The 22971-nt window shown below is 65.9% G+C and carries 23 protein-coding genes and 1 pseudogene; 8 read left to right on the top strand and 16 right to left on the bottom strand.

Annotation, left to right across the window (positions count from 1 at the left end):
- The first annotated feature begins 24 nt into the window (after nucleotides 1-24).
- Nucleotides 25-1338, top strand: coding sequence for a spinster family MFS transporter (locus tag OVY29_RS09545; protein ID WP_037555490.1), 1314 nt, complete (start codon nucleotides 25-27; stop codon nucleotides 1336-1338).
- A 7-nt stretch (nucleotides 1339-1345) separates the two neighbouring features.
- Here OVY29_RS09545 and OVY29_RS09540 read toward each other — a convergent pair whose 3' ends face one another.
- The 3 genes from OVY29_RS09540 to OVY29_RS09530 form a co-directional block, all read right to left on the bottom strand.
- Complete coding sequence (locus tag OVY29_RS09540; protein WP_037555488.1) at nucleotides 1346-1936, bottom strand: NADPH-dependent FMN reductase; 591 nt, start codon at nucleotides 1934-1936, stop codon at nucleotides 1346-1348.
- Nucleotides 1937-1991: 55 nt separating this feature from the next.
- Nucleotides 1992-2732, bottom strand: a complete 741-nt coding sequence (locus OVY29_RS09535; RefSeq protein ID WP_052182256.1) for a class I SAM-dependent methyltransferase — start codon at nucleotides 2730-2732, stop codon at nucleotides 1992-1994.
- Between the two features lie 94 nt (nucleotides 2733-2826).
- On the bottom strand, nucleotides 2827-4116 hold the full coding sequence (locus tag OVY29_RS09530; RefSeq protein WP_037555487.1) for an adenylosuccinate synthase: 1290 nt from the start codon (nucleotides 4114-4116) through the stop codon (nucleotides 2827-2829).
- Between the two features lie 136 nt (nucleotides 4117-4252).
- Between OVY29_RS09530 and OVY29_RS09525 the strand changes: the two genes are divergently transcribed.
- Nucleotides 4253-5197, top strand: a complete 945-nt coding sequence (locus OVY29_RS09525) for an alpha/beta hydrolase (RefSeq protein WP_037555486.1) — start codon at nucleotides 4253-4255, stop codon at nucleotides 5195-5197.
- A 21-nt stretch (nucleotides 5198-5218) separates the two neighbouring features.
- Nucleotides 5219-5596 carry a DOPA 4,5-dioxygenase family protein gene (locus OVY29_RS09520; protein ID WP_037555485.1) on the top strand — a complete coding sequence of 126 codons (378 nt, stop codon included), beginning with the start codon at nucleotides 5219-5221 and terminating at the stop codon, nucleotides 5594-5596.
- On the opposite strand, the gene OVY29_RS09515 is transcribed toward OVY29_RS09520, so the two are convergent.
- The 3 genes and pseudogenes from OVY29_RS09515 to OVY29_RS09505 form a co-directional block, all read right to left on the bottom strand.
- The gene (locus OVY29_RS09515) at nucleotides 5593-6705 is read right to left on the bottom strand and encodes an ATP phosphoribosyltransferase regulatory subunit (RefSeq protein ID WP_313911200.1); all 1113 of its coding nucleotides are present in this window, start codon (nucleotides 6703-6705) and stop codon (nucleotides 5593-5595) included. The two genes, OVY29_RS09520 and OVY29_RS09515, sit on opposite strands and share 4 nt — an antisense overlap.
- A gap of 149 nt (nucleotides 6706-6854) precedes the next feature.
- A pseudogene (gene serA, locus OVY29_RS09510) lies at nucleotides 6855-8438 on the bottom strand (phosphoglycerate dehydrogenase); the annotation flags it as partial.
- A 105-nt stretch (nucleotides 8439-8543) separates the two neighbouring features.
- Complete coding sequence (locus tag OVY29_RS09505) at nucleotides 8544-9671, bottom strand: phosphoserine transaminase (RefSeq protein ID WP_037556601.1); 1128 nt, start codon at nucleotides 9669-9671, stop codon at nucleotides 8544-8546.
- Between the two features lie 172 nt (nucleotides 9672-9843).
- Here OVY29_RS09505 and OVY29_RS09500 point away from each other — a divergent pair, with 172 nt between their 5' ends.
- Both OVY29_RS09500 and OVY29_RS09495 read left to right on the top strand, forming a co-directional pair.
- Nucleotides 9844-10545 carry an extensin family protein gene (locus OVY29_RS09500; protein ID WP_052182349.1) on the top strand — a complete coding sequence of 234 codons (702 nt, stop codon included), beginning with the start codon at nucleotides 9844-9846 and terminating at the stop codon, nucleotides 10543-10545.
- 48 nt (nucleotides 10546-10593) lie between these two features.
- Nucleotides 10594-11466, top strand: coding sequence for an LOG family protein (locus tag OVY29_RS09495; protein ID WP_037556410.1), 873 nt, complete (start codon nucleotides 10594-10596; stop codon nucleotides 11464-11466).
- A 148-nt stretch (nucleotides 11467-11614) separates the two neighbouring features.
- Here the strand turns inward: OVY29_RS09495 and OVY29_RS09490 are convergent, their stop codons facing one another.
- Both OVY29_RS09490 and OVY29_RS09485 read right to left on the bottom strand, forming a co-directional pair.
- Nucleotides 11615-12043, bottom strand: a complete 429-nt coding sequence (locus OVY29_RS09490) for a c-type cytochrome (protein ID WP_037556411.1) — start codon at nucleotides 12041-12043, stop codon at nucleotides 11615-11617.
- On the bottom strand, nucleotides 12043-12705 hold the full coding sequence (locus OVY29_RS09485) for a c-type cytochrome (protein ID WP_037556413.1): 663 nt from the start codon (nucleotides 12703-12705) through the stop codon (nucleotides 12043-12045). Before OVY29_RS09485 ends, OVY29_RS09490 begins: the two co-directional genes overlap by 1 nt.
- A 186-nt stretch (nucleotides 12706-12891) precedes the next feature.
- On the opposite strand from OVY29_RS09485, the gene OVY29_RS09480 reads away from it, so the two are divergent.
- Nucleotides 12892-13785, top strand: a complete 894-nt coding sequence (locus OVY29_RS09480; RefSeq protein ID WP_037556415.1) for a prephenate dehydratase — start codon at nucleotides 12892-12894, stop codon at nucleotides 13783-13785.
- Here the strand turns inward: OVY29_RS09480 and OVY29_RS09475 are convergent.
- From OVY29_RS09475 to OVY29_RS09455, 5 genes are all read right to left on the bottom strand, one after another.
- A complete protein-coding gene (locus tag OVY29_RS09475; RefSeq protein ID WP_313911199.1) occupies nucleotides 13758-14462 on the bottom strand; it encodes a CDP-alcohol phosphatidyltransferase family protein in 705 nt (234 codons plus the stop codon). The two genes, OVY29_RS09480 and OVY29_RS09475, sit on opposite strands and share 28 nt — an antisense overlap.
- A 118-nt stretch (nucleotides 14463-14580) precedes the next feature.
- Nucleotides 14581-15072 (bottom strand): hypothetical protein, encoded by a 492-nt coding sequence (locus OVY29_RS09470; protein ID WP_313911198.1) that lies wholly within the window; start codon nucleotides 15070-15072, stop codon nucleotides 14581-14583.
- Nucleotides 15069-17879, bottom strand: a complete 2811-nt coding sequence (gene polA / locus OVY29_RS09465) for a DNA polymerase I (protein ID WP_037556418.1) — start codon at nucleotides 17877-17879, stop codon at nucleotides 15069-15071. Before polA ends, OVY29_RS09470 begins: the two co-directional genes overlap by 4 nt.
- A 61-nt stretch (nucleotides 17880-17940) precedes the next feature.
- Entirely contained in the window at nucleotides 17941-18396 is a 456-nt protein-coding gene (locus tag OVY29_RS09460) for an AAC(3)-I family aminoglycoside N-acetyltransferase (protein ID WP_037556419.1), read from the bottom strand.
- On the bottom strand, nucleotides 18393-18737 hold the full coding sequence (locus OVY29_RS09455) for a helix-turn-helix domain-containing protein (protein WP_235211555.1): 345 nt from the start codon (nucleotides 18735-18737) through the stop codon (nucleotides 18393-18395). Before OVY29_RS09455 ends, OVY29_RS09460 begins: the two co-directional genes overlap by 4 nt.
- Nucleotides 18738-18842: 105 nt before the next feature.
- On the opposite strand from OVY29_RS09455, the gene OVY29_RS09450 reads away from it, so the two are divergent.
- Nucleotides 18843-19547, top strand: a complete 705-nt coding sequence (locus OVY29_RS09450; protein ID WP_037556420.1) for a glutathione S-transferase family protein — start codon at nucleotides 18843-18845, stop codon at nucleotides 19545-19547.
- An 88-nt stretch (nucleotides 19548-19635) separates the two neighbouring features.
- On the top strand, nucleotides 19636-20121 hold the full coding sequence (locus tag OVY29_RS09445) for a GFA family protein (RefSeq protein ID WP_037556421.1): 486 nt from the start codon (nucleotides 19636-19638) through the stop codon (nucleotides 20119-20121).
- 132 nt (nucleotides 20122-20253) lie between these two features.
- Here OVY29_RS09445 and ahpF read toward each other — a convergent pair whose 3' ends face one another.
- The 3 genes from ahpF to OVY29_RS09430 form a co-directional block, all read right to left on the bottom strand.
- Nucleotides 20254-21810, bottom strand: a complete 1557-nt coding sequence (ahpF, locus tag OVY29_RS09440; protein WP_037556605.1) for an alkyl hydroperoxide reductase subunit F — start codon at nucleotides 21808-21810, stop codon at nucleotides 20254-20256.
- Between the two features lie 121 nt (nucleotides 21811-21931).
- Nucleotides 21932-22495 carry an alkyl hydroperoxide reductase subunit C gene (ahpC, locus tag OVY29_RS09435; RefSeq protein ID WP_037556422.1) on the bottom strand — a complete coding sequence of 188 codons (564 nt, stop codon included), beginning with the start codon at nucleotides 22493-22495 and terminating at the stop codon, nucleotides 21932-21934.
- A gap of 145 nt (nucleotides 22496-22640) precedes the next feature.
- Complete coding sequence (locus OVY29_RS09430) at nucleotides 22641-22934, bottom strand: hypothetical protein (protein ID WP_313911197.1); 294 nt, start codon at nucleotides 22932-22934, stop codon at nucleotides 22641-22643.
- Nucleotides 22935-22971 lie beyond the last annotated feature (37 nt).

Below are 22971 nucleotides of genomic sequence, written 5' to 3'. Positions count from 1 at the left end.
CTCCGATGGCGGCGGGAGAGATAGATGACTGACAAAGCCGCTCCGGCCCCGGGTATCGCTTCGCCGTCAGCCACCAGCGTTTCCGCGCAGACGCGGACGATGCTGTGGATCCTGCTGATCGTCTATATCTTCAATTTCCTCGACCGGCAGATCGTCAACATCCTCGCCGAACCGATCAAGGCCGACCTCGGCCTTTCGGATACCCAGCTTGGCCTGCTTGCAGGCCCGGCCTTCGCCGTTTTTTATGCGCTGCTCGGCATCCCGATCGCGCGCTATGCCGACCGGGAGGGGACGAACCGCGTCCGGCTGATCGCCCTCGCGCTCGCCATCTGGTCGGCGATGACCGCGGTGTGCGGGCTCGCGCAGAATTTCGTGCAATTGCTCCTCGCGCGCATCGGTGTCGGCGTGGGGGAGGCTGGGTGCACGCCCGCCGCGCATTCGCTGATTTCGGATAGTGTGGTGCCCGAAAAACGCTCGTCGGCGATCGCCTTTTACGGGCTCGGCGTGCCGATCGGCTCGTTGCTCGGACTGATTCTCGGCGGTATCGTCAACGATCTATACGGCTGGCGCATCGCGCTGATGCTCGTCGGGGCGCCCGGTATGCTCCTCGCGCTGGTAGTGCTGTTCGTGATGCGCGAACCGCGGCATCACCGGCCCGTCGAAACGACGGCGACCGCTGCGCCCGCACAGCTTCCCGCGCGCCAGGCGATGCGCGAAATCTTTTCGTCGCGCGCGTTTCTCTACATATTGATCGCGGCGTCCGTCACCGCCTTTCTCGGCTATGGCAAGGCGCTGTGGACGATCAGCTTCTTCATCCGCAGCCACGGCCTGTCGACGACCGAAGCGGGACTCTCGATGGCAGTGGTGTTGGGGCTGGCAGGGGTATTCGGCACCTGGCTCGGCGGCAAATGCGCCGACATTTTCGGCAAGCGCGACAAGCGACATATCCTGACCTTGCCTGCTTATGGCATGGCCGTCGGCGCCCCGATCCTCTTTCTCGGCTATCAAATGGACGACTGGCGCGTCGCAGTAGCGCTGCTTATCGTCCCGACCATCCTCAATTCGGCCTATTATGGTCCTGCGTATGCCTGCGTACAGGGACTGGTGCGGCCGCAGGCGCGCGCGGTCGCGGCGTCGATCATGCTGTTCGGTCAGAATCTGATCGGGCTGGGCTTTGGCCCGTTCCTCTTCGGCGTGCTGTCGGACGCGCTCGCGCCCGCTTATGGCGAAGAAAGTGTGCGCTACGTTCTTTATGGCGCGGCGTGGCTCGGCCTCATCCCCGCCTTCTTCTTCTGGCGCGCCAGCCTGCGGCTCGGCCGCGAACTCAAGTCTGGCTAGAGCAGGCTTAGTAGGGCGGATCGACCTTCGCGCGCTGCGCCTTGGCGGCGTCTATCCACCAATTGAGGTCGTCGGCGAAGCGCGGGAAGCTCTTTTGAAGCCGCGCGCCGTCGTCGCCCGTCGGATTGCCCTCGGCGTCGAACGCGCCGCCGATCCGCCCGACCGGCAGGATCGACGAGGTGACCGCCATTCCCATCTCACCGAGCGTGTCGCGCCAGCCCATCATCGCGCGCACCCCCGACCATGGGCCCGCCGAATAACAGGCGATCGCGGCGGGGCGCCAGAACCATTCCTCGAGAAAATGATCGGTCAGATTCTTGAGCCCCGGCTGCGGCCCCCAATTATATTCGCCGGTGACGAACAGGAAACCGTCGGCGGCGCGGATCTTCCCCGCAAGTTCCTCCATCGCCGCAGGCGCCTCGCCCTTCGGATATTCCTTGTACATGCGGTCGAGCATCGGGAGGTCGACCGCTTTCGCGTCGATCAGTTCGGCGCTGTCGCCGCGCGCATCGATGGCATCGACGAGCCAGCGCGCGAGCTTGATACCCTGCCGGTCGCGGCGATAGCTGCCGTAGAAAACGAGGATATGGCGCGGCATGGGGTCACCTTGAAAGGAATGGCTGTCACCGACATACGCGTCCAGTTGCCCGATGTCAGCCCGGAACGCGGCCGATGAGCGTGCCCTTCGTGCCCGACCGGTCGAACGCGAAATCGATCTGCGGCCATCTCTTCTGCCAGCGCCGCGCGACGAGACGCTCGCCCGGCCGGGCGGCGTCATCGAGCAGGATCGTCGCTCCGTCGGCAAGGCGGGGGAACAGCGATTCGGCCGCCCCGCGTACCAGCGGATGCAAGGCCCATGGCGGGCCGTCGATCACGAGCAGGCCGATGTCCGCCGGCAGGTCGGCGAGTTGATACCACAGGCCCGGCCAGTCGCCGGGCGGCGGTCCGAGCGGCGCGTGGCGAAGGTCGGCGGAAACCCCCTGACCGGCAAGCCAGTGCGCGGTGGCGGTGACAAATTCCTGATGCTGGTCGTAACTGACGAGCCGCCCGCCGCCGAACATCGACAGCGCCTTCGCAATGACAAGGCTGCTCGCCCCGCAGCCGAGCTCGACCACGACCGCCGGGCGCAATGCCTCAATCGCGTCGACGATATGCGTCAGAAAGCGCGTGTCGGCTTTCCAGCTGCCGAGATGTGGCAGCGCATCGTCGGGAAGGTCGAGCCGGCGTAGCAGCGCGGCTTTCTCGGCCTTTCGTCCGCCCCACAATGATCGCAGCAGCCAGGGCCACTGGATGGCGCCGAAGGCGATGACTTCCAGCCGCTCGCGCGCCGGGCGCGGCAGGGCGTCGTAGATATCGGGACGCGCGAGGAGGTGCGTCGTTTCGCGGCTGGTCATCCACAGCCAACTAGGCACGGCGGATGGCAGTTCAGTGACGGCGGGCCCGATTGCGTCCGGCCGCCGCGTCCGTGCGACGACCGGCGCTTTCGGCTCAGTCGCTGAACGGATCGCGAATCAGGATCGTGTCCTCGCGTTCGGGGCTCGTCGACACCAGCGCGATCGGGGTTTCGATCAGTTCCTGCACGCGCTGGATATATTTGATCGCCTGTGCGGGCAGATCGGCATAGCTGCGCGCGCCCGCGGTCGATTCGTGCCAGCCGTCCATTTCCTCGTAGATCGGCTCGACCTCGGCCTGGTCGGCCGAGTGCGCCGGGAAATAGTCGAGGATCTTGCCGCGGAGGCGATAACCGGTGCAGATGCGGATCGTGTCGAAACCGTCGAGCACGTCCAATTTGGTGAGCGCGACGCCGGTGACACCCGACACCGCGCAGCTCTGGCGCACGAGCACAGCATCGAACCAGCCGCAGCGGCGCTTGCGCCCGGTGACGGTGCCGAATTCATGCCCGCGCTCGCCGAGCCGCTGGCCGATCTCGTCCTCGAGCTCGGTCGGGAAGGGGCCGCTGCCGACGCGCGTCGTATAGGCCTTGGCGATGCCGAGCACGAAGCCGACCGCCGAGGGGCCGAGGCCCGAACCCGACGCCGCAGTGCCGCTCACCGTGTTCGAGCTGGTGACGAAGGGATAGGTGCCATGGTCGATGTCGAGCAGCACGCCCTGCGCGCCCTCGAACAGGATGCGTGCGCCGGCCTTGCGGACCTTTTTCAGGCGCTTCCAGACGGGCTGCGCATATTCGAGCACATAGTCGGCGATCTCGCGAAGGTCGGCGACCAACCGCTCGCGGTCGATGGGCGGCTCGCCGAAGCCGGCGCGGAGCGCGTCGTGGTGCGCGGTCAGGCGGTCGAGCTGCGGTTCGAGCTTGTCGAGATGCGCAAGGTCGCACACGCGGATCGCGCGGCGGCCGACCTTGTCCTCATAGGCGGGGCCGATGCCGCGGCCGGTGGTGCCGATCTTGCCCGCACCCGCGGCGGTCTCGCGCAGCGCATCGAGGTCGCGGTGGAAGGGCAGGATCAGCGCGCAATTGTCGGCGATCGCGAAATTCTCGGCGTTGATCTCGACGCCCTGACCGCGCAGCTTGGCGATCTCGTCGCGCAGTGCCCACGGGTCGAGCACGACGCCGTTGCCGATGATCGACAGTGTGCCCGTCACGATGCCCGAAGGCAGCAGCGACAACTTGTAAACCTGCTCGCCGACGACAAGCGTATGGCCGGCGTTGTGACCGCCTTGGAAGCGGACCACGGCATCGGCACGGCTGGCGAGCCAGTCGACGATCTTGCCCTTGCCCTCGTCGCCCCATTGCGACCCGATGACGGTAACATTTGCCATGATGCTGTCCTGCTGATTGGCGCCTTTCGGCCCGGCGCGGCCTTAGCGGATTTGGCCGGAGAGGCAAGGGATGGTGGCAAGTTTTTGCGACAAATCCGGGCGAGAAGCGCATGCGCCGGGATAGCGGAGAGCGACGATGAACAAGCAAAAATGGATCGGGTATATAACGGTTGCCGCATTTGCGGTTGCGAGTGTCTCGGTGCCTGGCCCCTTCGCCGATGCCCGCGAACGGCTGCGCGACCGGATCGATGCACGCCTTGCCGAGCGCATGGGCGCCGATGAAGGCCCGAAGGCGCCGGGCAGCGAGACGATTTCCTATGGGACCGCCGCCCTTCAACGGCTCGATATCTGGCGCGCAAAGGGGACGAAAGGGCCGGCGCCGCTGATCGTCTTTGTCCACGGCGGTGGGTGGAAGCGCGGCAGCAAGGACAATGCGACGGGGCGTTTCAAGGCCGAGCATTTTCCCCAGCAAGGCTATGCCTTCGCATCGATCGACTACCGGCTCGTCCCCGCTGCGACGGTCGAGCAGCAGGCGGCCGATGTCGCTGCGGCGGTGAAGGCACTGGTCGATCGCGCGAACATGCTCGGCATCGACCGGCGGCGCATCGTGCTGATGGGGCATAGCGCCGGCGCGCATCTCGTCGCGCTGGTCGGCACCGACGAACGCTATCTGCAGGGCGCGGGCCTGTCCTTTGCCGACATATCGGGCGTGATTCCGATCGACGGGGCGGCCTATGATGTGGCGGCGCAGATGAAAGATGGTCCGCCGATCATGAAGAAGACCTATGTGCAGGCGTTCGGGACCGATCCCGCGCGGCAAATGGCCCTGTCACCGACGCAGCAGGCGGCCGCGCCCAATGCGCCGGACTTCCTGCTGCTCTATGTGCAGCGTCCCGATGGCGTGCGGCAGGCCAAAGCCTTGGGCGCGGTTCTTGAAACCGGGGGCAGCCGCGTCGAGCACGGCAGTTTTCCGGGCGAGGGGTTGCAGGGGCATGCCGAAATCAACCGGCGGTTGGGCGATCCGTCCTATGCGCCCACCGCAGCGGTCGACGTCTGGCTGAAACGGCTGTTCGCGCGCTGATCGCTGCGATAGGGAGGGGAGATGACAAACCCAGACGCCCCCTATCACGCCCATATCTATTATGACCCCGCCGAGCGCCCCGCTGCGGCGGCGCTGCACGACGATTTCGGGCGCGACCCGGCGATCCTGTTCGTGGGAGCGATGACCGACCGTCCGGTCGGTCCGCATCCGATCGCGCAATATGAGGTGCATTTTCTGGCGCGGTCGCAGGACGCCGTTATCGCGGCGATCGAGCCGACAGGGCTGCGCGCGCTGGTCCATCCGCTGACCGACGACGACCTCGCCGACCATACCAGCCTTGCGCACTGGATCGGCGAGCCGATCGACCTCGACGTCACCGTGCTCGACCCGCCGGGGTTCAATCAGGGCATGGCGCGCTTCGGCGGGGCGGACTTTTAAACTTCCACGGGTCCGTCGCGGCCAAGGATGAAACCGCAGCCGAGCGCGCGGGCGTCGTCGCTCTCCGACAGCGCGGCGACCGTCTGCCAGTCGTCGGCGCGCAGGCTTGCGGCGAGCGCCGGGTCGTGGCCGAGCGGCAGAAAAATGCGGCGCTCGGCCATGTTTTCGGCGCCGAGCCCTGCGTCGATCAGCGGATCGGGATAGAGCGAAAAGCCCACCGCCGATTCTTCCTGCTCGCCGACGGGAATCGAATAGCCGCCACCGCGGCCGACCGCGTCGCCCTGTCCGGGCACAAAAATCTGGAAGCCGAACCAGCTCTGATAGGCGAAACCGTGGCGCTCGGTCGGATCGAGCGTCAGCGTGACACGGTCGCGGATCGGCGCGGCGATCGCTTCGAGCGCGTCGATGCGGGCGGTGAGAACGCCGGTGGTGTCGAAGGCGCGGAGGTCGGCAATCGCCTGATCGAACGGGCCGGTCGCGCGGAGCAGCGGCAGATAGGCGGTTGCGCCGATCCGCGTCAGTGCGCCGGCGTCCTTGGCGTCGAGTTCGTCGCGCAGTTGCTGGATATCGGCTTCGACGGGAAGCGGCCCGCCCGCGAGCAGGTCGACGACGTCGGGCAGGGTGAAATCGATCGTGACGGGGCCGATGCCTGCGGCGTCGAGCGCGTCGATCGCGACCGTCACGATCTCGCGTGCGGCGGCGACGCTATCGCTGCCGATCAACTCGGCGCCGACCTGCAACATCTCGCGCGCCGGGCGGAGCTGGCTGGCGCGCAGTTTGACGACCTGTCCCGCGTAGCAAAGGCGCAGCGGGCGCGGCGCGCCGGCGAGGAGCGAAGTCGCGATGCGGCCAACCTGCCGCGTAATGTCGGGGCGTAGCGCCAGCGTGCGCTGCGACACCGGGTCGGTGAAACGCAGCAGGTCGCGGGTTGAGCGCTCATCGTCGCCGCCGAGCGTTTCGCGAAACTCCGCGAGCGGCGGCGATACGCGGCCATAGCCGTGCGCGCGCATCGCATCGACGAGCGCGCGCGTGACGCGCGAGGCGGCCTCGGCCTGCGCGGGCAGGCGATCGCGGAGGCCTTCGGGCAGCAGGGCAGGGCCCTTGGTCATCGAATGCGGCCTTAGGCGGGTGGAGGAGGGATTCAATATTTCTCCCCTCCCGCTTGCGGGGGGGGGCGGGGAGGGTCTGTTCTCAGGACGCCTGCCCCTCGACATGCCTCCTCAACCCCTCCCGCAAGCTGGAGGGGACTTGGCGGCTTAAAACTCAAACCCTTCACCGTCTTCACACCGGGCAACTGGCACAGCTGCCACAGCAAAGGCTCGGGCATCGGCGAGTCGAGGCTGAGCAGCAGCACGGCTTCACCGCCCGCGGCGCGGCGGCCGAGATGGAAGGTGCCGATGTTGAGTCCCGCTTCGCCGAGCGCGGTGCCGATGCGGCCGATGAAGCCCGGGGCATCCTCGTTGACGATATAGAGCATATGGCCGTCGAGGTCGGCCTCGACCTTGATGCCGAACATTTCGACGAGGCGCGGGTCGCCGTTGCTGAACAAGGTGCCCGCGACCGAGCGGTCGCCGGCCTCGGTCGCGACGGTGACGCGGACGAGCGTGTGATAGTCGCCGTCGCGGTCGTGGCGGACCTCGCGCACATCGAGACCGCGTTCGCGGGCGAGGTGCGGGGCGTTGACCATGTTCACGCTGTCCGAATAACGGCGCATCAGGCCGGTGAGCACCGCGGCGGTGATCGGCTTGAGGTTCAGTTCGGCGGCGGCGCCCTCAACCTCGATCGAGATTGTGGTGAGATTGTCGTGCGCGAGCTGGCCGACCAGGCTGCCGAGCTTTTCGGCGAGGCTCATATAGGGGCGCAGCTTCGGCGCTTCCTCGGCCGAGAGGCTGGGGACGTTGAGCGCGTTGGTGATGCCGCCGGTGAGCAGATAATCGCTGATCTGCTCGGCAACCTGGATCGCGACATTGACCTGCGCTTCGTCGGTCGAGGCGCCAAGGTGCGGGGTGCAGATGAAGTTCGGCGTACCGAACAGCGGATGGTCGGCCGCGGGCGGCTCGGTCTGGAACACGTCGAGCGCGGCGCCCGCGACATGGCCCGATTCGAGCGCTTCCTTCAGCGCCGCTTCGTCGATCAGCCCGCCGCGCGCGCAGTTGATGATGCGCACGCCCTTCTTCGCCTTGGCGATATTCTCGGCCGACAGGATGTTGCGCGTCTGGTCGGTCAGCGGCGTGTGCAGCGTGATGAAATCTGCCTTGGCGAGCAGGGTATCGAGATCGGCCTTTTCGACGCCGAGCTCGATCGCGCGCTCGGGGGTCAGGAAGGGGTCGAAGGCGACGACCTTCATGCGCAGCCCCAGCGCGCGCTCGGCGACGATGCTGCCGATATTGCCGCACCCGATCAGGCCGAGCGTCTTCGAAGTGAGCTCGACGCCCATGAAGTCGTTCTTCGGCCATTTGCCCGCCTGCGTTCCCGTGTTGGCTTCGGGAATCTGGCGCGCGAGGGCGAACATCATCGCGATCGCATGTTCGGCGGTGGTGATGCTGTTGCCGAAGGGGGTGTTCATCACGATGACGCCCTTCTTCGACGCCTCCGGAATGTCGACATTGTCGACGCCGATCCCGGCGCGGCCGACCACCTTCAGGTTCGTCGCGGCGGCGAGGACGTCGGCGGTGACCTTGGTGGCCGAGCGGATCGCGAGGCCGTCATAATCGCCGATCATCGCGATCAGCTCGTCCTTGGTCTTGCCGGTGATGACGTCGACATCGATGCCGCGTTCCTTGAAGATCGCTTCGGCTTTGGGGTCCATTTTGTCGGAAATCAGAACTTTGGGAGTGGTCATTTTGATGATCCTTCAACTTCGTCATCCCCGCGAAAGCGGGGACCCAGTTCCAGCGTAGGTGGTGACAGCACTGGGTTCCCGCTTTCGCGGGAATGACGATGGAAATTATTTGCGAAGTTCGGCGTAGGCCCAGTCGAGCCACGGGCCGAGGGCTTCCACATCGGCGGTGTCAACGGTCGCGCCGCACCAGATGCGAAGGCCCGGAGGTGCATCGCGATAACCCGCGATGTCATAGGCCGCGCCTTCCTTTTCGAGCAGGCCAGCGAATTTCTTGATGAAATCCGCATCGGCACCGGTGACCGACAGGCAGACCGAGGTCTTCGACCGGCTGGCGGGATCGGCGGCGAGGTGGCTCAGCCACTCGCGTTCCTCGACGATCTTGTCGAGCGCGGCGGCGTTGGCGTCGCTGCGCGCTTTCAGTCCGTCGAGACCACCCAAGGACTTCGCCCATTCGAGCGCGAAGATCGCGTCCTCGACCGCGAGCATCGACGGGGTGTTGATCGTTTCGCCCTTGAACACGCCCTCGGCGAGCGCGCCCTTCGACATGAGGCGGAACACCTTCGGCAGCGGCCAGGCGGGGGTGTGGGTTTCGAGCCGTTCGACCGCGCGGGGACCGAGGATCAGCACGCCATGGCCGCCTTCGCCGCCGAGCACTTTCTGCCAGCTGAAGGTCGCGACGTCGATCTTGTCCCACGGCAGGTCGTAGGCGAACACGGCGCTGGTCGCGTCGGCGAAGCTCAGGCCCTGCCGATCATCAGCGATCCAGTCGCCGTTCGGGACGCGGACGCCCGAGGTCGTGCCGTTCCAGGTGAAGAGAACGTCGTTCGACCAGTCGACCTGCGTCAGATCGGGAAGCTCGCCGTAATCGGCGCGAATGATCGTCGGGTCGAGCTTGAGCTGCTTCGCAGCATCGGTGACCCAGCCTTCGCCGAAGCTCTCCCATGCGAGCGTCGTGACGGGTTTGGCGCCGAGCATCGTCCACATCGCCATTTCGAAGGCGCCGGTGTCGGAGCCTGGAACGATGCCGATGCGGTGCGTGTCGGGAAGCTGGAGCATCTCGCGCATCAGGTCGATGCAATATTGGAGACGCGTCTTGCCGATCTTCGCACGATGCGAGCGGCCGAGCGATTCGGTAGCTAGTTTTTCGGGGGACCAGACCGGCGGCTTGGCGCAGGGTCCGGAAGAAAAATAGGGGCGCGTCGGGCGCACCTGTGGCGTCGTCACTTCACTCATCATAGTCTCTCCTTGCAGAGAGCTCGCGCGGCGTTGGGACCGCGTGGCCCGGCGCCGCGTTTAGGGTCGGGGACGCAACTGTCAAACAAATTGCACGGACCGCGCGAAATTTTCGACGAGTGGAGAAAAAGGTATACAGCTTGTTAACCATTTCGTCGGTATTTTGACGGCCATGCCGATCCCGACGTTCCTGAAGCCCCGGATCCTGATCGCCGCTACCGCGGCACTCGCGCTTTCCGCCTGTTTCGGAACGCCCGAGGCGATGAAGAACAGCGGCGGGAAACGGACGTCGGCGAGCAAGCCGAGCCGACCGCAGCCCGTCGGCACACCCTCTTTCACCAGCGCCGAAGCGCAGCAATGCGCCTTCGACCTCAAGCAGGCCGGCGTGCGCTTCACGCCGCTCCCCAACCAGGATCACGGCGGGGGATGTACCTCGATCGATTCGGTGAAACTGCTCGACGTCGGCGTACCGGTGTCGGGGCTCGGCGCGATGACCTGTCCGCTCGCAAAGAATTTCGCCGCCTGGGCGCAATATGCGGTGAAGCCCGCGGCGCGGAAATTTTTCGGCACCGAGGTTGTGAAGATCGAGACCTTTGGCACCTATAGTTGCCGCAACATCTATGGCGGGCGTTCGGGCCGGCTGTCGCAGCACGCCTATTCGAACGCGATCGACGTGTCGGGTTTCATCCTCGCCGACGGACGCCGCATCATGCTCGACGGCGGCTGGGACGGCGACAAGCCGTCGCAAGACTTCCTCCGCGCGCTCCATAAATCGGGCTGCCGCCGTTTCGGCACCGTGCTCGGTCCCGATTACAATGCGGCGCACTATAATCATTTCCACTTCGATATGAGCGGCAACGGCTACTGCCGCTGAAGCCCGTCTGTCTTGGCAAAGTCACGCGGACCGGCTAGCCGTCCGCCAATGGCAGAAGATAAACAACCCCATCGTTCGCGTTTTCACAAAGCCAAGGACGACGCGCAGTTCGCCGAACAGGCGACCACCACCCCGCAGACGGCGCACCCCGCCTATAAACTGGCGTTTCAGGACACGGATTTCCTGCTGCGCGAAGATTTGCGCCCCGTCCGCTTTCAACTCGAACTGCTCAAGCCCGAATTGCTGCTCGACGAGGCCGGGATCGAATCGACGCTCGTCGTCTATGGTTCGGCGCGCATCCCCGAACCGTCGCAGGCCGACGGGCTCGAAGCTGCGGCGACCGATGACGCGCAGCGCAACATCGCGCGCCGGTTGAAGGCGAAAGCCAAATATTATGACGAGGCGCGCGCGCTCGCGCGGCTGGCCAGCCAATATCCGTGCGACGACAAGGGCTGCCGCCATTTCGTCGTCTGCTCGGGCGGCGGGCCGTCGATCATGGAAGCCGCGAACCGCGGCGCCGACGATGAGGGTCGCGATTCGATCGGGCTCAATATCGTGCTGCCGCACGAACAGGCGCCGAACCGCTTCGTGACGCCATCGCTCAGTTTTCAGTTCCACTATTTCGCGCTCAGGAAGATGCACTTCCTGCTTCGCGCGCGCGCGGTCTGCGTCTTTCCCGGCGGCTTTGGCACGTTCGACGAGATGTTCGAATTGTTGACGCTGATCCAGACGGGCAAGATCAAGCCGATCCCGATCGTGCTGTTCGGCAAGGAGTTCTGGCAGCGCGTCGTCAATTTCGACGCGCTGGTCGAAGAGGGCGTGGTCAGCGCGCGCGACCTCGACCTCTTCCAGTTCGTCGAGACGGCGGACGAGGCGTGGAAGATCATCACGGATTTCTACGCGAACATCGAGGAGCGTTGATCGGAAAATCCTCACTGTCGCGAAGCGATGGGGAGGGGGACCGCCCCGCGAAGCGGATGGTGGAGGGGCCGCAACGTCGCGCCAAAACCCCTCCGTCAGCGCTTCGCGCTGCCACCTCCCCATCGCTGCGCGACAGGGAGGAGATGGGTTATTTCTGTTCTTCCAGAAACAGGATCAGCGCCTTGCGATCTGCGGGGTCGATCACCCCGGCGAAGGCCATGCGCGTGCCCGGGACGTCCTTCATCGGCGCCTTCAGATAGGCGTCAAGCGCGGCTTCGTCCCAGACGCCGCCCTTCGCCTTCATCGCGCCCGAATAGGAAAAATCGGGCTTCGCCGCGACGGGGGCGCCGACGATGCCGTGCAGATTGGGGCCGATGCCGTTGGCCCCGCCCTTTTCGACTGTGTGGCACGCGACGCAGCGCCGGAAGACCTGTTCACCCATCGCTGCGGTCGGCGCGACGGCAGGGACCTCGACCGCCGCTTCGCCGCTCGCGGCTGCGTCGTCGGCAGGGGGTTCGCTCTTGCCGCAGCCGGCGAGCGCGAGTGCGCCCGCCAGCAGCACGGGCGCGAGCCGCATTATTTCTTGGCTTCGGACGGGGCGGGGGCTGCGGCGTCCGCAGCCGGAGCAGCGGCGCCTTCCTCGGCCGTGGGGGCCGCGGCAGCGGTCGCTTCGCCTTCCGCCGGAGCGGCGCCCGCTTCTTCCGCCGCGGGTGCGGCTTCGGCGGCGGGCAGCGGCAGGTTCGAACCCTGGCTGTTCAAATAGACGATCAGGTTCGCGCGATCTTCGGGGCTGCTGAGCCCCGCGAACGACATCTTGGTGCCCGGCGCATATTTGCGGGGGCTCTTGAGCCATTCGTCCATGCCGGCGAAGTCCCAGTTACCCGGCACGCCCTTCAGCGCCGCCGAATAGTCGAAGCCCGGAACATGGCCGTGCGGCTTGCCGAGCGCGCCCCACAGGTTGGGGCCGATGCCATTGGCGCCGCCCTGGTTGATCGTGTGGCACGCGGCGCACTTTGCGAAGACGGCCTCGCCCTTGGCCGGGTCGGCAGCGGCGAGCAGGTTAGGAAGCGGCACGGCCGATTCGCCGCCACCGGCGCCGGCTTCGGCGTCTTCGATCGGATAACCGGGCTTTTCGGGGGCGTGGTTGGCGAACAGCATCTGCGACCCGATCGTCAGGCCCAGTGCGCAAATGCCGGCGAACAGCACCCAGCCGGCAATAGTATTGTTGCGATCGTCCATGCTCTAGCAGCCCCGTTAGCTGGCGCCCGCTAGCCGGGCGCATCTTTGATTTTGAGGCTCCCTTAAAGGGGCGGCGACGGCGGCGCAAGGGGATGAAATCGCCCGACGAGCCGAAGGCCGAAGGTCCGGTTGCGCGCGGCGGGCGGGACGGCTATGCGCCGCGGCTCCACCCTGGGAAGGCAATCGATGGGCAGCTATTCGGCTTCGGCGCAGCATCTGGTCGACGAAATGCGGGCGGTGGCGCTCGCCGAGCCCGGACGCGGACTGGCTTTCCAGGGCGCGCCCGGCGCGAACAGCGACCTCGCCGCGCGCGAATATGACCCGAATTCGCTGCCGATGCCCTGCTATGCGTTCGAGGACGCGATCGACGCCGTGCGCGAAGGCCGCGTCGACCGCGCGATCATTCCGATCGAGAACAGCCTGCACGGCCGCGTCGCCGACATCCATTTCCTGCTCCCCGAATCGGGCCTGTCGATCGTCGGCGAGCATTTCCTGCCGATCCGTTATGGCCTGATGAGCCGCGACCTGGGGCCGGTGACGCGCGCGATGAGCCACGAACAGGCGCTCGGGCAATGCCGCCACTGGCTGCGCGCCAACAATATCGCGCCCGTCGCGCACAGCGACACCGCGGGGGCGGCGGCGTGGGTCGCCGACAGCGACGAGGTCGGCCTCGCGGCGCTGGCGCCGCCGCACGCGGCCGAACTTTATGGTCTGACGCTGCATGGAACGGGCATGGAGGATGCCGACCACAACACGACGCGCTTCGTCGTGCTCGCGCGCGAACCGCTCGCCGATTTCGCGGCGATTGCCGGGCCGCTGATGACGACCTTCATGTTCGAGGTGAAGAATATCCCCGCGGCGCTCTACAAGGCGCTCGGCGGCTTTGCGACCAACGGCGTCAACATGACCAAGCTCGAAAGCTATCAAACCGGCGACAGTTTCGCGGCGACCAAATTCTATGCCGACATCGTCGGCGCTCCCGGCGACGAGCGGATCGACCGCGCGCTCGAGGAGCTCGATTTCCAGACCAAGTCGCTACGCCTGCTCGGCACCTATGCGCAGGCGCGGACGCGTCCATGATGTGGGCGGCACCGGCGGCGGAGCATTCGCGCCGTTGCCGAGGTCTGGACGATGAACAGCGTGACGAGGATGCTCGAGACGACGATCGCGAACAGGTCGAAGGCGGAGAAATTGGTGCCTTTTATGTCGGCCCCGCCGATGATCGGCATCGAAATGGTCATCGCCATCAGCATCAGCCGCAGCTCGGTCGGCCCGCCCGCCATGTAGGACAGGCGGAATTCCCCGAGGATCTTCGCCGAAATGAAGGTGTGGATCGAGAGCAGGAAATAGCCGATTACCCCCATCAAGGCGACGTCGAGCCGCATATAGGGGCTCATGCCGATCGCGCTGATCATCAGCAGCGTTGCGATCGCGTCGACGCTGTGATCGACGAAATAGCCGTAATTGGGGCGTTCGATGCCGCGCCAGCGAGCAAGGCTGCCGTCGAGCGAATCGCCGAACCAGTTGACGATATAGCCGGCGAGCGACAGGCCGAGCCATTCGCTGTCGAACCAGCTGAGCAGATAGCCCGCCGCGACGAGCACCGCGCCGGCGAACCCAAGCGTGGTCAGCTGGTCGGGCGTGACCCAAGCGGGCAGGCGCGCGCACAGCCAATTGAGAAGGCGGCGCTCACTGCGCGCGAGGATATTCTGCTGGATGCGGACCGGCGCCTTGGCGACGGGTTCGAACTTGCTCATGGGGACCCTTTGTTCCGGCCGTCACAAAAGTGCCGGTCGTATGTCATCGATCCGTCATAGAGACAAAGTTGTGCGGGCGAAAGGGTGGCGCGGTCGGTGCGACGTGCCTTCGCGCCGGTCAGTCGCGCCAGGGGCCGATTTCGCCGACCTCGCCGATCGTGCGGTAACGGACCGCATCATCGACCCACGCCACCTCCCACATCGGCGCGGGTCGCGCCCATTCGCCGATCACGAACAGCGGCAGCCGGTTTGCCTTCACGAAGGCGAGGTCGTCGGTGGTCGGGCCGGGAACGACCGTTTCGGACCGCTGATGCAAGCGGACGACGGCAAGCGTGCCGGCGGGCGGCGCGGGGAGCGACTGGCGCACCGGAAAACCCATGCTCCCCGCCACGACCGGATAGCCCTTGTCGTCGCGGCGGATCAGCAGCACCTTGTCGGCGTTCGCATAGGGCCCCTCGACCGGCCGCCCGGCGACCTTGCGTCCCGCGATTGCGGCGAATTCGCGCAGGTCGGTGTCGGCGATGGGTGACGGCGCTGAGACGGCGGTCTCCGGCGGCACGGCCGCGGGCTCGGCAGCGAGCGCCGCGACGAACAGCAGCGCGGCGATCAATGCGCTTCGCCCCAGCTCTTGCCCGTGCCGACCTCGACCTCCAGCGGGACCGACAGCTTGATCGCCGGTTCGGCGGCGCCCGACATCACCGCACGGATGACCTCGCTCGCCGCCGCGGCCTTGTCTTCGGGCGCTTCGAACACGAGTTCGTCGTGAACCTGGAGGAGCATCTTGACGTCGGAAAGCCCGGCGTCCGCCAATGCTTTCGGCATCCGCGCCATCGCGCGCTTGATCAGGTCGGCGCTCGTGCCCTGGATCGGCGCGTTGATCGCGGCGCGTTCGCTGCCCGCGCGCTCGTTCTGGTTCGCCGCCTTGATGCGCGGGAACCAGGTTTTGCGCCCGAATAAAGTCTCGGTATAGCCCTTGGCGCGCGCATTCTCGAGCGTGTCGGTGATATAGTCCGAAATGCCTGGGAAACGCTCGAAATAGCGCGCGATCAGCGCCTGCGCCTCGTCGGGCGTCACTTCGAGCCGGCCCGCAAGGCCCCAGCGCGAAATGCCGTAGAGGATCGAGAAATTGACCGTCTTCGCCTTGCCGCGCGTGTCGCGATTCACCTCTCCGAACAATTCGATCGCGGTCGCGGCGTGGATGTCCTGCCCCTGCGCAAAGGCGGTCTTGAGCTCGGGCACGTCGGCCATATGCGCGGCGAGACGCAGTTCGATCTGGCTATAGTCGGCGGCGATCAGCACATGACCCGGCGCCGCGATGAAGGCGTCGCGGATCTGGCGGCCGGTTTCGGTGCGGATCGGGATGTTCTGGAGGTTGGGGTCGGTCGACGACAGGCGCCCGGTCTGCGCGCCGACGAGGCTGTAGCTGGTGTGGACGCGGCCGGTCGTCGCGTTGATCTGCTGCTGCAGCGCGTCGGTGTAGGTCGACTTGAGCTTCGCAAGCTGGCGCCACTCCAATATCTTGCGCGCGATCGGCACGCCGTCGCGTTCGAGCCGTTCGAGCTCGCTCTGGTCGGTCGACCAGTCGCCCGACTTGCCCTTGCGTCCGCCTTTCAGGCCCATCTTGTCGAACAATATTTCGCCGAGCTGCTTGGGGCTGCCGATCGCAAAGGGCTGTCCGGCGAGTCCGTGAATCTCGCCCTCCATGCGCAGCATGTCGTTCGCGAACTCGCCCGACAGGCGCGCGAGATAGTCGCGGTCGACCATGATGCCGGCGCGTTCCATGCCCTCGACGACGGCGGCCAATGGCCGATCGACCATTTCATAGACGCGCGTGCCGCCCTCGACCGGCAGGCGGAGCTTGAGCAGCTTCCACAGCCGCCACGCGACCTCGGCATCCTCAGCCGCATATTGCGTTGCGCGGTCGAGCGGCACTTCGGCGAAGCTGATCTGCGACTTACCGGTCCCGCACACGTCCTTGAACGACAGGCAGACGTGATCGAGATGCAGCTTCGACAATTCGTCGAGCCCGTGCTGATGCTTGCCCGCGTCGAGCGCGAAGCTCATCACCAGCGTGTCGTCATAGGGCGCGACGGTGATGCCGTGCTGGGCGAGCACGCCGATGTCATATTTCAGGTTATGGCCGACCTTCAGCACCGCTTCATCGGAAAAAAGCGCATGCAGCCGGCCGATCGCATCGGCGAGCGGTACCTGCTCGGGGCGTTCGGCGAACATGTCGGTTCCGCCATGGCCGAGCGGGATGTAGCAGGCGCGCCCGGGACCGGTCGACAGGCTGACCCCGACGAGATCGCCCGTCACGCTGTCGAGCGTCGCGGTTTCGGTATCGATCGCAACGACATGCGCGGCGCGCGCTGCCTCGATCCAGCGGTCTAGCGCCTCGATCGTCGTTACCGTTTCGTACAGCGCGCGGTCGATCGGCGGCATGGCGGGAAGGGTAGGGGTCGAGGGGGCCGCGGCGGGCGCCGCCGTCGCGGCGCTCGCGCGCGGCAGGGTCGGCGGACCGCCCGGCGTGCCACCGAGGTCGAGCTTGGCCGAAAGCGAGCGGAAGCCATGCTCGTCGAGGAAGCTTTTGAGCGGCAGCGGCGGGATCGCGCCGAGCTTCAGTGCGTCGAGCGGGTCGGGCAGCGGGCAATCGCGCTTCAGGTCGACGAGGATGCGCGACAATTCGGCCATGGCGCGATGCTCGATCAGATTGTCGCGCAGCTTCGACGCCTTCATGCCCACGGCACCGTCGAGCGCGGCGGTCAAATTGCCATATTCCTGAATCAGCTTGGTCGCGGTCTTCGGGCCGACGCCGCGCACGCCGGGGACATTGTCGACGCTGTCGCCCATCAGCGCGAGCACGTCGCCGACAAGATCGGGAGTGACGCCGAACTTCTCGTTCACCGCTTCCATGCCCATGCGGACGTTCTTCATCGTGTCGAGCATGTCGACATGCGGGCCGCCCTCGGGCTCGCGGATCAGCTGCATCAGATCCTTGTCGCTGCTGACGATGGTGACGTCCCACCCTTCGCGCACCGCCGCCTCGGCATAGGAGGCGATCAGGTCGTCGGCCTCGAAGCCCTCCATCTCGATGCACGGCAGCGAAAAGGCGCGCGTCGCGTCGCGGATCAGCGGGAATTGCGGGCGCAGATCCTCGGGCGGCTCGGGACGGTTCGCCTTATACTGGTCGTAAATCTCGTTGCGGAACGACTGGCTGCTATGGTCGAGGATGACCGCGAGGTGCGTCGGCCCGTCGGCGTCGTGCAGATCCTTCGCGAGCTTCCACAGCATCGTCGTATAGCCATAGACCGCGCCGACGGGCACGCCCTTGGGGTTCGTAAGCGGCGGCAGGCGGTGATAGGCGCGGAAGATGTAGCTGGAGCCATCGACCAGATAGAGATGATTCTTCTCGGACATGGCGCGGGGTGTAGCAGCGGCGGCGCGGACGGCCTAGCGCGATGTTCCCGCTTTCTTCTTCTCAATCGCGCGGGCGCGGCGGCAGGTCGAAATGCAGGACCTCTTCGCGGGTGCCGAGCTTGGTGTAGAGCGCGATCGCGGGCGGATCGACATAATCGGCCTGGACGAAGACCGCCCACGCGCCGGTCTCGGCGGCGATATGCTGGAGTTCGGCGATCAGCGCGGTGGCTATGCCGCGGCGGCGGTGCGCTTCGTCGACCGCGAGATCGTAAAGATAGATTTCGCTGCGCGCCGCCTCGAGCTTGGGAAGATCATAGGCTGTAAGGCCACCGACGATGATGCCGTCGTGCTCGGCCACCAGCACGATGACGCCATCGCGGCCGAGCTGGCGTGCGAGCCAGGCGTCGTCGGGCCGGTCGGCGCGGTAGGTCACGGGATCCTCGAAGGCGGCGGCATAGACGGTGTTGAGCGCGCGCACCGCGGCGATGTCGCCCGCTCCCAGCCGGCGGACGATCATTGGGCGATGGCCTCCGCGACGGCCGGTGCAGGCGCGACCGAATCCCACCAGTCGCCGAGCGCGTCGATCAGCGGGACGAGCCGCTCGCCGTCCACCGTCAGATCATATTCGACGCGCCGCGGATAGCCTTCGAATTCGGTGCGCCGGACGATCCCCGCATCCTCGAGCTTGCGAAGCTCGAGGGTCAGCATCTTGTGCGAAATCGTGGGATTGTCGCGGCGCAAGTCGCTGAACCGTTTCGTCCCGTCGCTGAGATAGTAGATCAGCAGCGTCGGCCAGCGGCCGCTCAATAACTGCATCACTTCCTCGATCGGACAACGCGAAACCAGATCCTTCATCATCGTCCCCATGGTTACAAAAAGGTGCGTAATTTACGCGGGCTCCCGGCGCACTATATCTCGAACCGCTGCGCAGCTCCCCCTTCAAGAAGACGATGGAGCAATATATTGGAACCGATCCTTATCTATGGCTTCCCGCTGGGAAGTTCCATGGGGCTTGTCGCGGCCCTCGAATGGCTGGGCAAACCTTATCGCCTGTGCCGCGTCGACATGCTCGGCGAAATGCGCGAGCCCGCCTATGCCCGCATCAACGCGCGGCACGAAACGCCCGCGCTGATCACCGATCAGGGCCGGGTGCTGACCGAAACGATGGCGATCGCGCATTGGCTCGCCGCGCGCGACGACGAACGGCGGATCAGCCCCGACCCGCTGTCGCCCGAGGGCGACCGGATGCGGCAGACCATGGCGTTCATCAACACCGGCTTCACCGGCGCCTTCACCCCGCTGTGGGTCGCGCTCGAAATGGACCCCCCGCGCCCGGCGCTGCAGGCATCATTGCGCGAATTTGGCAAGGAGGCCGTGATCGAACGCCACGACAAGCTCGAAGCAATGGTCGGCGAGGGCCCTTATCTGGTCGGTGACCGGCCGACGCTCGCCGACGCGCTGTTCGTCGGGATCGCGCGCTGGCTCGAGTTCCACGAGGTGGCAGAGCCCGTGCGTTGGCCGAAGCTGGCGGCGCTGCGCGCGCGATTGGAGGCCGATCCGGCGGTCCTCTATGCGACCGCGCTCGAAACCGGCGAAAGCGCGGTCGGCAGCGGCGTCTGTCTCGGCCATGTGCCGCTCGCCGAGGTCATCGAGCGTTACGGTGCCTGATCGGGCGGGTGTGCGGCGCATCGCCGCCGCGCACCGTTTCCCCGCGCGCGCCATTGTGAGCGCGCGTCGGCTTTGGTAGCCTGCGGTCATGGACAGGATCGAAACCCAGGCCTCGGGCGGCTGCCAGTGCGGCACGGTGCGCTATCATGTCACCGCCGTGCTCGACACGTCGCATATCTGCCATTGCCGCATGTGCCAGAAGGCGGCGGGCAATTTCTTCATCGCGCTGATCGGTGTGCCGCGCGATGCGATCACATGGACGCGCGGCGCGCCGACATGGTTCAAAAGCTCCGACAAGGCCGCGCGCGGATTCTGCCGGACATGCGGGACGCCGCTTGCCTATGATTATTTCGACAGCAAGCACATCAACCTGACGACCGGATCGTTCGATGATCCGTCGCAATTCCCGCCGCGCGTGCAGTTCGGCCTCGAAGGCCAGCTATCGCTGTTCGAAAGCCTGCCGATCAAGGGGGAGGGGACGACCGAAGAGACAATGAGCGACCTCGTCGGCGCGATCAAGGCGAGCAACCACCAGCACCCCGACCATGACACCGAGGCCTGGCCGGACAGGTAAAGCCGGTTCCAACACTGATCCGTCATCCCGGCGAAGGCCGGGATCTCACCGTCGCTTGGCATGGCGAGGTCGAGATCCCGGCCTTCGCCGGGATGACGAGATAGTGAGGTAGGTGCTTCGCCCTCTACGACGCTAGGCGCCCGCGCGGATCAGGTGGTCGAAGGCCGAGAGCGATGCCTTCGAGCCTTCGCCCATTGCGATGACGATCTGCTTGTAGGGCACGGTCGTCACATCGCCCGCGGCGAAGATGCCGGGCTGGCTCGTCGCGCCGCGCGCGTCGACCTCGATCTCGCCGCGGTCGCTCAATGCCACCGCATCGCCGAGCCATTCGGTGTTCGGGATCAGGCCGATCTGGACGAAAATGCCTTCAAGCTCGACGAGATGCTCCTCGTCCCTGTTGCGGTCGCGATAGCGCAGGCCGACGACCTTCTCGCCGTTGCCGAGCACTTCGGTGGTGAGCGCCGAGGTGATGACCGTGACATTGGGCAGGCTGCGCAGCTTGGTCTGCAGCACCGCATCGGCGCGAAGCTGGCTGTCGAACTCGATCAGCGTCACATGCGCGACGAGCCCCGCAAGGTCGATCGCCGCCTCGACGCCCGAATTGCCGCCGCCGATCACCGCGACGCGCTTGCCCTTGAACAGCGGCCCGTCGCAGTGCGGACAATAGGCGACGCCTTTGTTACGATATTCGGCCTCGCCGGGGACGCCCATCTGGCGCCAGCGCGCGCCGGTCGACAGGATTACCGTCTTGCCCTTGACGCTCGCGCCGCTCTTGAGCTTCACTTCGTGCAGGCCGTTCGCGCCGCCAGGGATCAGCTCGGCCGCCTCCTGCACGTTCATGACATCGACCTCATAATCTTTCACATGCGCTTCCAGTTGCGCCGCGAGCTTCGGGCCCTCGGTGTGCTGGACCGAGACGAAATTCTCGATCCCCAGCGTGTCGAGCACCTGCCCGCCGAAGCGTTCGGCGACGATGCCGGTGCGGATGCCCTTGCGCGCCGCATAAATCGCCGCCGCGGCGCCGCCGGGGCCGCCGCCGACGACGAGCACGTCGAACGGCTCCTTCGCGGCGATCTTTTCGGCCGCGCGCGCCACCGCGCCGGTGTCGAGCTTCGCGACGATCTGCGCGAGGTCCATTCTGCCCTGCCCGAAGGGTTCGCCGTTCAAGAAGACGGCGGGCACCGCCATCACCTGACGCCGCTCGACCTCGTCCTGGAACAGCGCGCCGTCGATCGCGGTGTGGCGGATATTCGGACCCAGCGCCGCCATGATGTTCAGCGCTTGCACGACGTCGGGGCAATTCTGGCACGAAAGCGAGAAGAAGGTTTCGAAGACGAAATCGCCCTCAAGTGCGCGCACCGCGTCGAGCAGCTCGGCATCTTCTTTCGGCGGGTGCCCGCCGACGTGGAGTAGCGCGAGGATCAGCGAGGTGAATTCATGCCCCATCGGCAGCCCCGCGAACACTGCTTCGGCGCGGCCTTCGTCGCCGCGGATCGCGAAGGACGGGCGCCGCGCATCGTCGCCATCGAAACGCGCCGTGACGAGGTCCGACTGCGCCGCGACTTCCTCGACCAGCGCGCGCATCTCGGCCGACTTGGGCGAGGCGTCGAGGCTTGCGACCAGCTCGATCGGGCGGCGGAGGTTGCCGAGATAGGTTTTGAGCTGGGCGGTCGTATTGGCGTCGAGCATCGGCATGGGGAGAGCCTTTCGGACAGGAGCAAGGGTTCGCCGCGGGGGACGGCGTCAAAAATCTTGTTCTTTTTGAGCAAAGACCGGGCGAGCGCCGCCCGCCCGGTCCTCGCAAATCGGCTTAGATCTTGCCGACGAGTTCGATCGAGGGCGCGAGCGTTTCGGCGCCCTCTTCCCACTTCGCCGGGCAGACCTGGCCGGGGTTGGCGCGGACATAGACCGCGGCCTTGATCTTGCGAACGAGTTCCTCGGCGTTGCGGCCGACGCCTTCGCTGGTGATTTCCATCACCTGGATCACTCCGTCGGGGTCGACGACGAAGGTTGCGCGGTCGGCGAGGCCCGAATCTTCACGCAGCACGCCGAAATTGTTGGCGAGGACGTGGTTCTGGTCGCCCAGCATGTGATAGTTGATCTTGCCGATCGCCGGCGAGCTGTCGTGCCAGGCCTTGTGGCTGAAATGCGTGTCGGTCGACACGGCATAGACTTCGACGCCAAGGCCTTTCAGCGTTTCATACTGGTCGGCAAGGTCTTCGAGCTCGGTCGGGCAGACGAAGGTGAAGTCGGCCGGATAGAAGAAGAAAACCGCCCACTTGCCCGCGACATCGGCGTCCGACACGGGGACGAACTTGCCCTGATGGTACGAGGTGGCGTTGAACGGCTTGATCGAGCTTCCGATGATACCCATGGGAGAGTGTTTCCTTTGTTTGCTGCACTGCAAAATGATTTGCAGGGCGCCAGCTATAAGGACCGGCGCGCGCACTCAACCCCAATTTTCCGGGCACACTTATCGGTGAAATCGATCAAAGCGCATCGTTCGCGCAAAACCGCGATCAGCGGCAGATATCCTTCGCGCCGGCGAGTAAATCGATCACTTCGGCATCGAAATCGTCGGGCACGCCCGGCGTGATCTTGCGAAAACGGCGCGCGCAATAGGCGGCGCGCGGGCCGAGGTCGGGCACGTCACGAAACTTCAGCGCGGTGCCGGACGTCCCGCCGACAAGGTCGGGCATGTCGGTCCACACCGTGCGCACCGTAAAGACGGCGCCCGGGCGAACCTCGGGCGGGTAACGCTCATGCCGGCTGATGCACAGCGCCAGGTCATCCACTCGCCAATCGTCCGTCATAATCAACCTCATGGTTGTTACGCAGCGTTGGACGAAG

This window comes from Sphingopyxis sp. SE2 (assembly GCF_032227185.1).
In the GTDB taxonomy this organism is placed as follows: domain Bacteria; phylum Pseudomonadota; class Alphaproteobacteria; order Sphingomonadales; family Sphingomonadaceae; genus Sphingopyxis.
The sequence above is the reverse complement of the archived record's forward strand: the minus strand, read 5'-3'. Positions and strand labels throughout refer to the sequence as shown.

What these genes read in the sequence shown, in the direction of transcription:
- OVY29_RS09545 (WP_037555490.1), top strand. Translation starts at nt 25, where the DNA reads ATGACTGACAAAGCCGCTCCGGCCCCGGGTATCGCTTCGCCGTCAGCC.
- OVY29_RS09540 (WP_037555488.1), bottom strand. Translation starts at nt 1,936, where the DNA reads ATGCCGCGCCATATCCTCGTTTTCTACGGCAGCTATCGCCGCGACCGG.
- OVY29_RS09535 (WP_052182256.1), bottom strand. Translation starts at nt 2,732, where the DNA reads ATGACCAGCCGCGAAACGACGCACCTCCTCGCGCGTCCCGATATCTAC.
- OVY29_RS09530 (WP_037555487.1), bottom strand. Translation starts at nt 4,116, where the DNA reads ATGGCAAATGTTACCGTCATCGGGTCGCAATGGGGCGACGAGGGCAAG.
- OVY29_RS09525 (WP_037555486.1), top strand. Translation starts at nt 4,253, where the DNA reads ATGAACAAGCAAAAATGGATCGGGTATATAACGGTTGCCGCATTTGCG.
- OVY29_RS09520 (WP_037555485.1), top strand. Translation starts at nt 5,219, where the DNA reads ATGACAAACCCAGACGCCCCCTATCACGCCCATATCTATTATGACCCC.
- OVY29_RS09515 (WP_313911200.1), bottom strand. Translation starts at nt 6,705, where the DNA reads ATGACCAAGGGCCCTGCCCTGCTGCCCGAAGGCCTCCGCGATCGCCTG.
- OVY29_RS09505 (WP_037556601.1), bottom strand. Translation starts at nt 9,671, where the DNA reads ATGAGTGAAGTGACGACGCCACAGGTGCGCCCGACGCGCCCCTATTTT.
- OVY29_RS09500 (WP_052182349.1), top strand. Translation starts at nt 9,844, where the DNA reads ATGCCGATCCCGACGTTCCTGAAGCCCCGGATCCTGATCGCCGCTACC.
- OVY29_RS09495 (WP_037556410.1), top strand. Translation starts at nt 10,594, where the DNA reads ATGGCAGAAGATAAACAACCCCATCGTTCGCGTTTTCACAAAGCCAAG.
- OVY29_RS09490 (WP_037556411.1), bottom strand. Translation starts at nt 12,043, where the DNA reads ATGCGGCTCGCGCCCGTGCTGCTGGCGGGCGCACTCGCGCTCGCCGGC.
- OVY29_RS09485 (WP_037556413.1), bottom strand. Translation starts at nt 12,705, where the DNA reads ATGGACGATCGCAACAATACTATTGCCGGCTGGGTGCTGTTCGCCGGC.
- OVY29_RS09480 (WP_037556415.1), top strand. Translation starts at nt 12,892, where the DNA reads ATGGGCAGCTATTCGGCTTCGGCGCAGCATCTGGTCGACGAAATGCGG.
- OVY29_RS09475 (WP_313911199.1), bottom strand. Translation starts at nt 14,462, where the DNA reads ATGAGCAAGTTCGAACCCGTCGCCAAGGCGCCGGTCCGCATCCAGCAG.
- polA (WP_037556418.1), bottom strand. Translation starts at nt 17,879, where the DNA reads ATGTCCGAGAAGAATCATCTCTATCTGGTCGATGGCTCCAGCTACATC.
- OVY29_RS09460 (WP_037556419.1), bottom strand. Translation starts at nt 18,396, where the DNA reads ATGATCGTCCGCCGGCTGGGAGCGGGCGACATCGCCGCGGTGCGCGCG.
- OVY29_RS09455 (WP_235211555.1), bottom strand. Translation starts at nt 18,737, where the DNA reads ATGATGAAGGATCTGGTTTCGCGTTGTCCGATCGAGGAAGTGATGCAG.
- OVY29_RS09445 (WP_037556421.1), top strand. Translation starts at nt 19,636, where the DNA reads ATGGACAGGATCGAAACCCAGGCCTCGGGCGGCTGCCAGTGCGGCACG.
- ahpF (WP_037556605.1), bottom strand. Translation starts at nt 21,810, where the DNA reads ATGCTCGACGCCAATACGACCGCCCAGCTCAAAACCTATCTCGGCAAC.
- ahpC (WP_037556422.1), bottom strand. Translation starts at nt 22,495, where the DNA reads ATGGGTATCATCGGAAGCTCGATCAAGCCGTTCAACGCCACCTCGTAC.
- OVY29_RS09430 (WP_313911197.1), bottom strand. Translation starts at nt 22,934, where the DNA reads ATGACGGACGATTGGCGAGTGGATGACCTGGCGCTGTGCATCAGCCGG.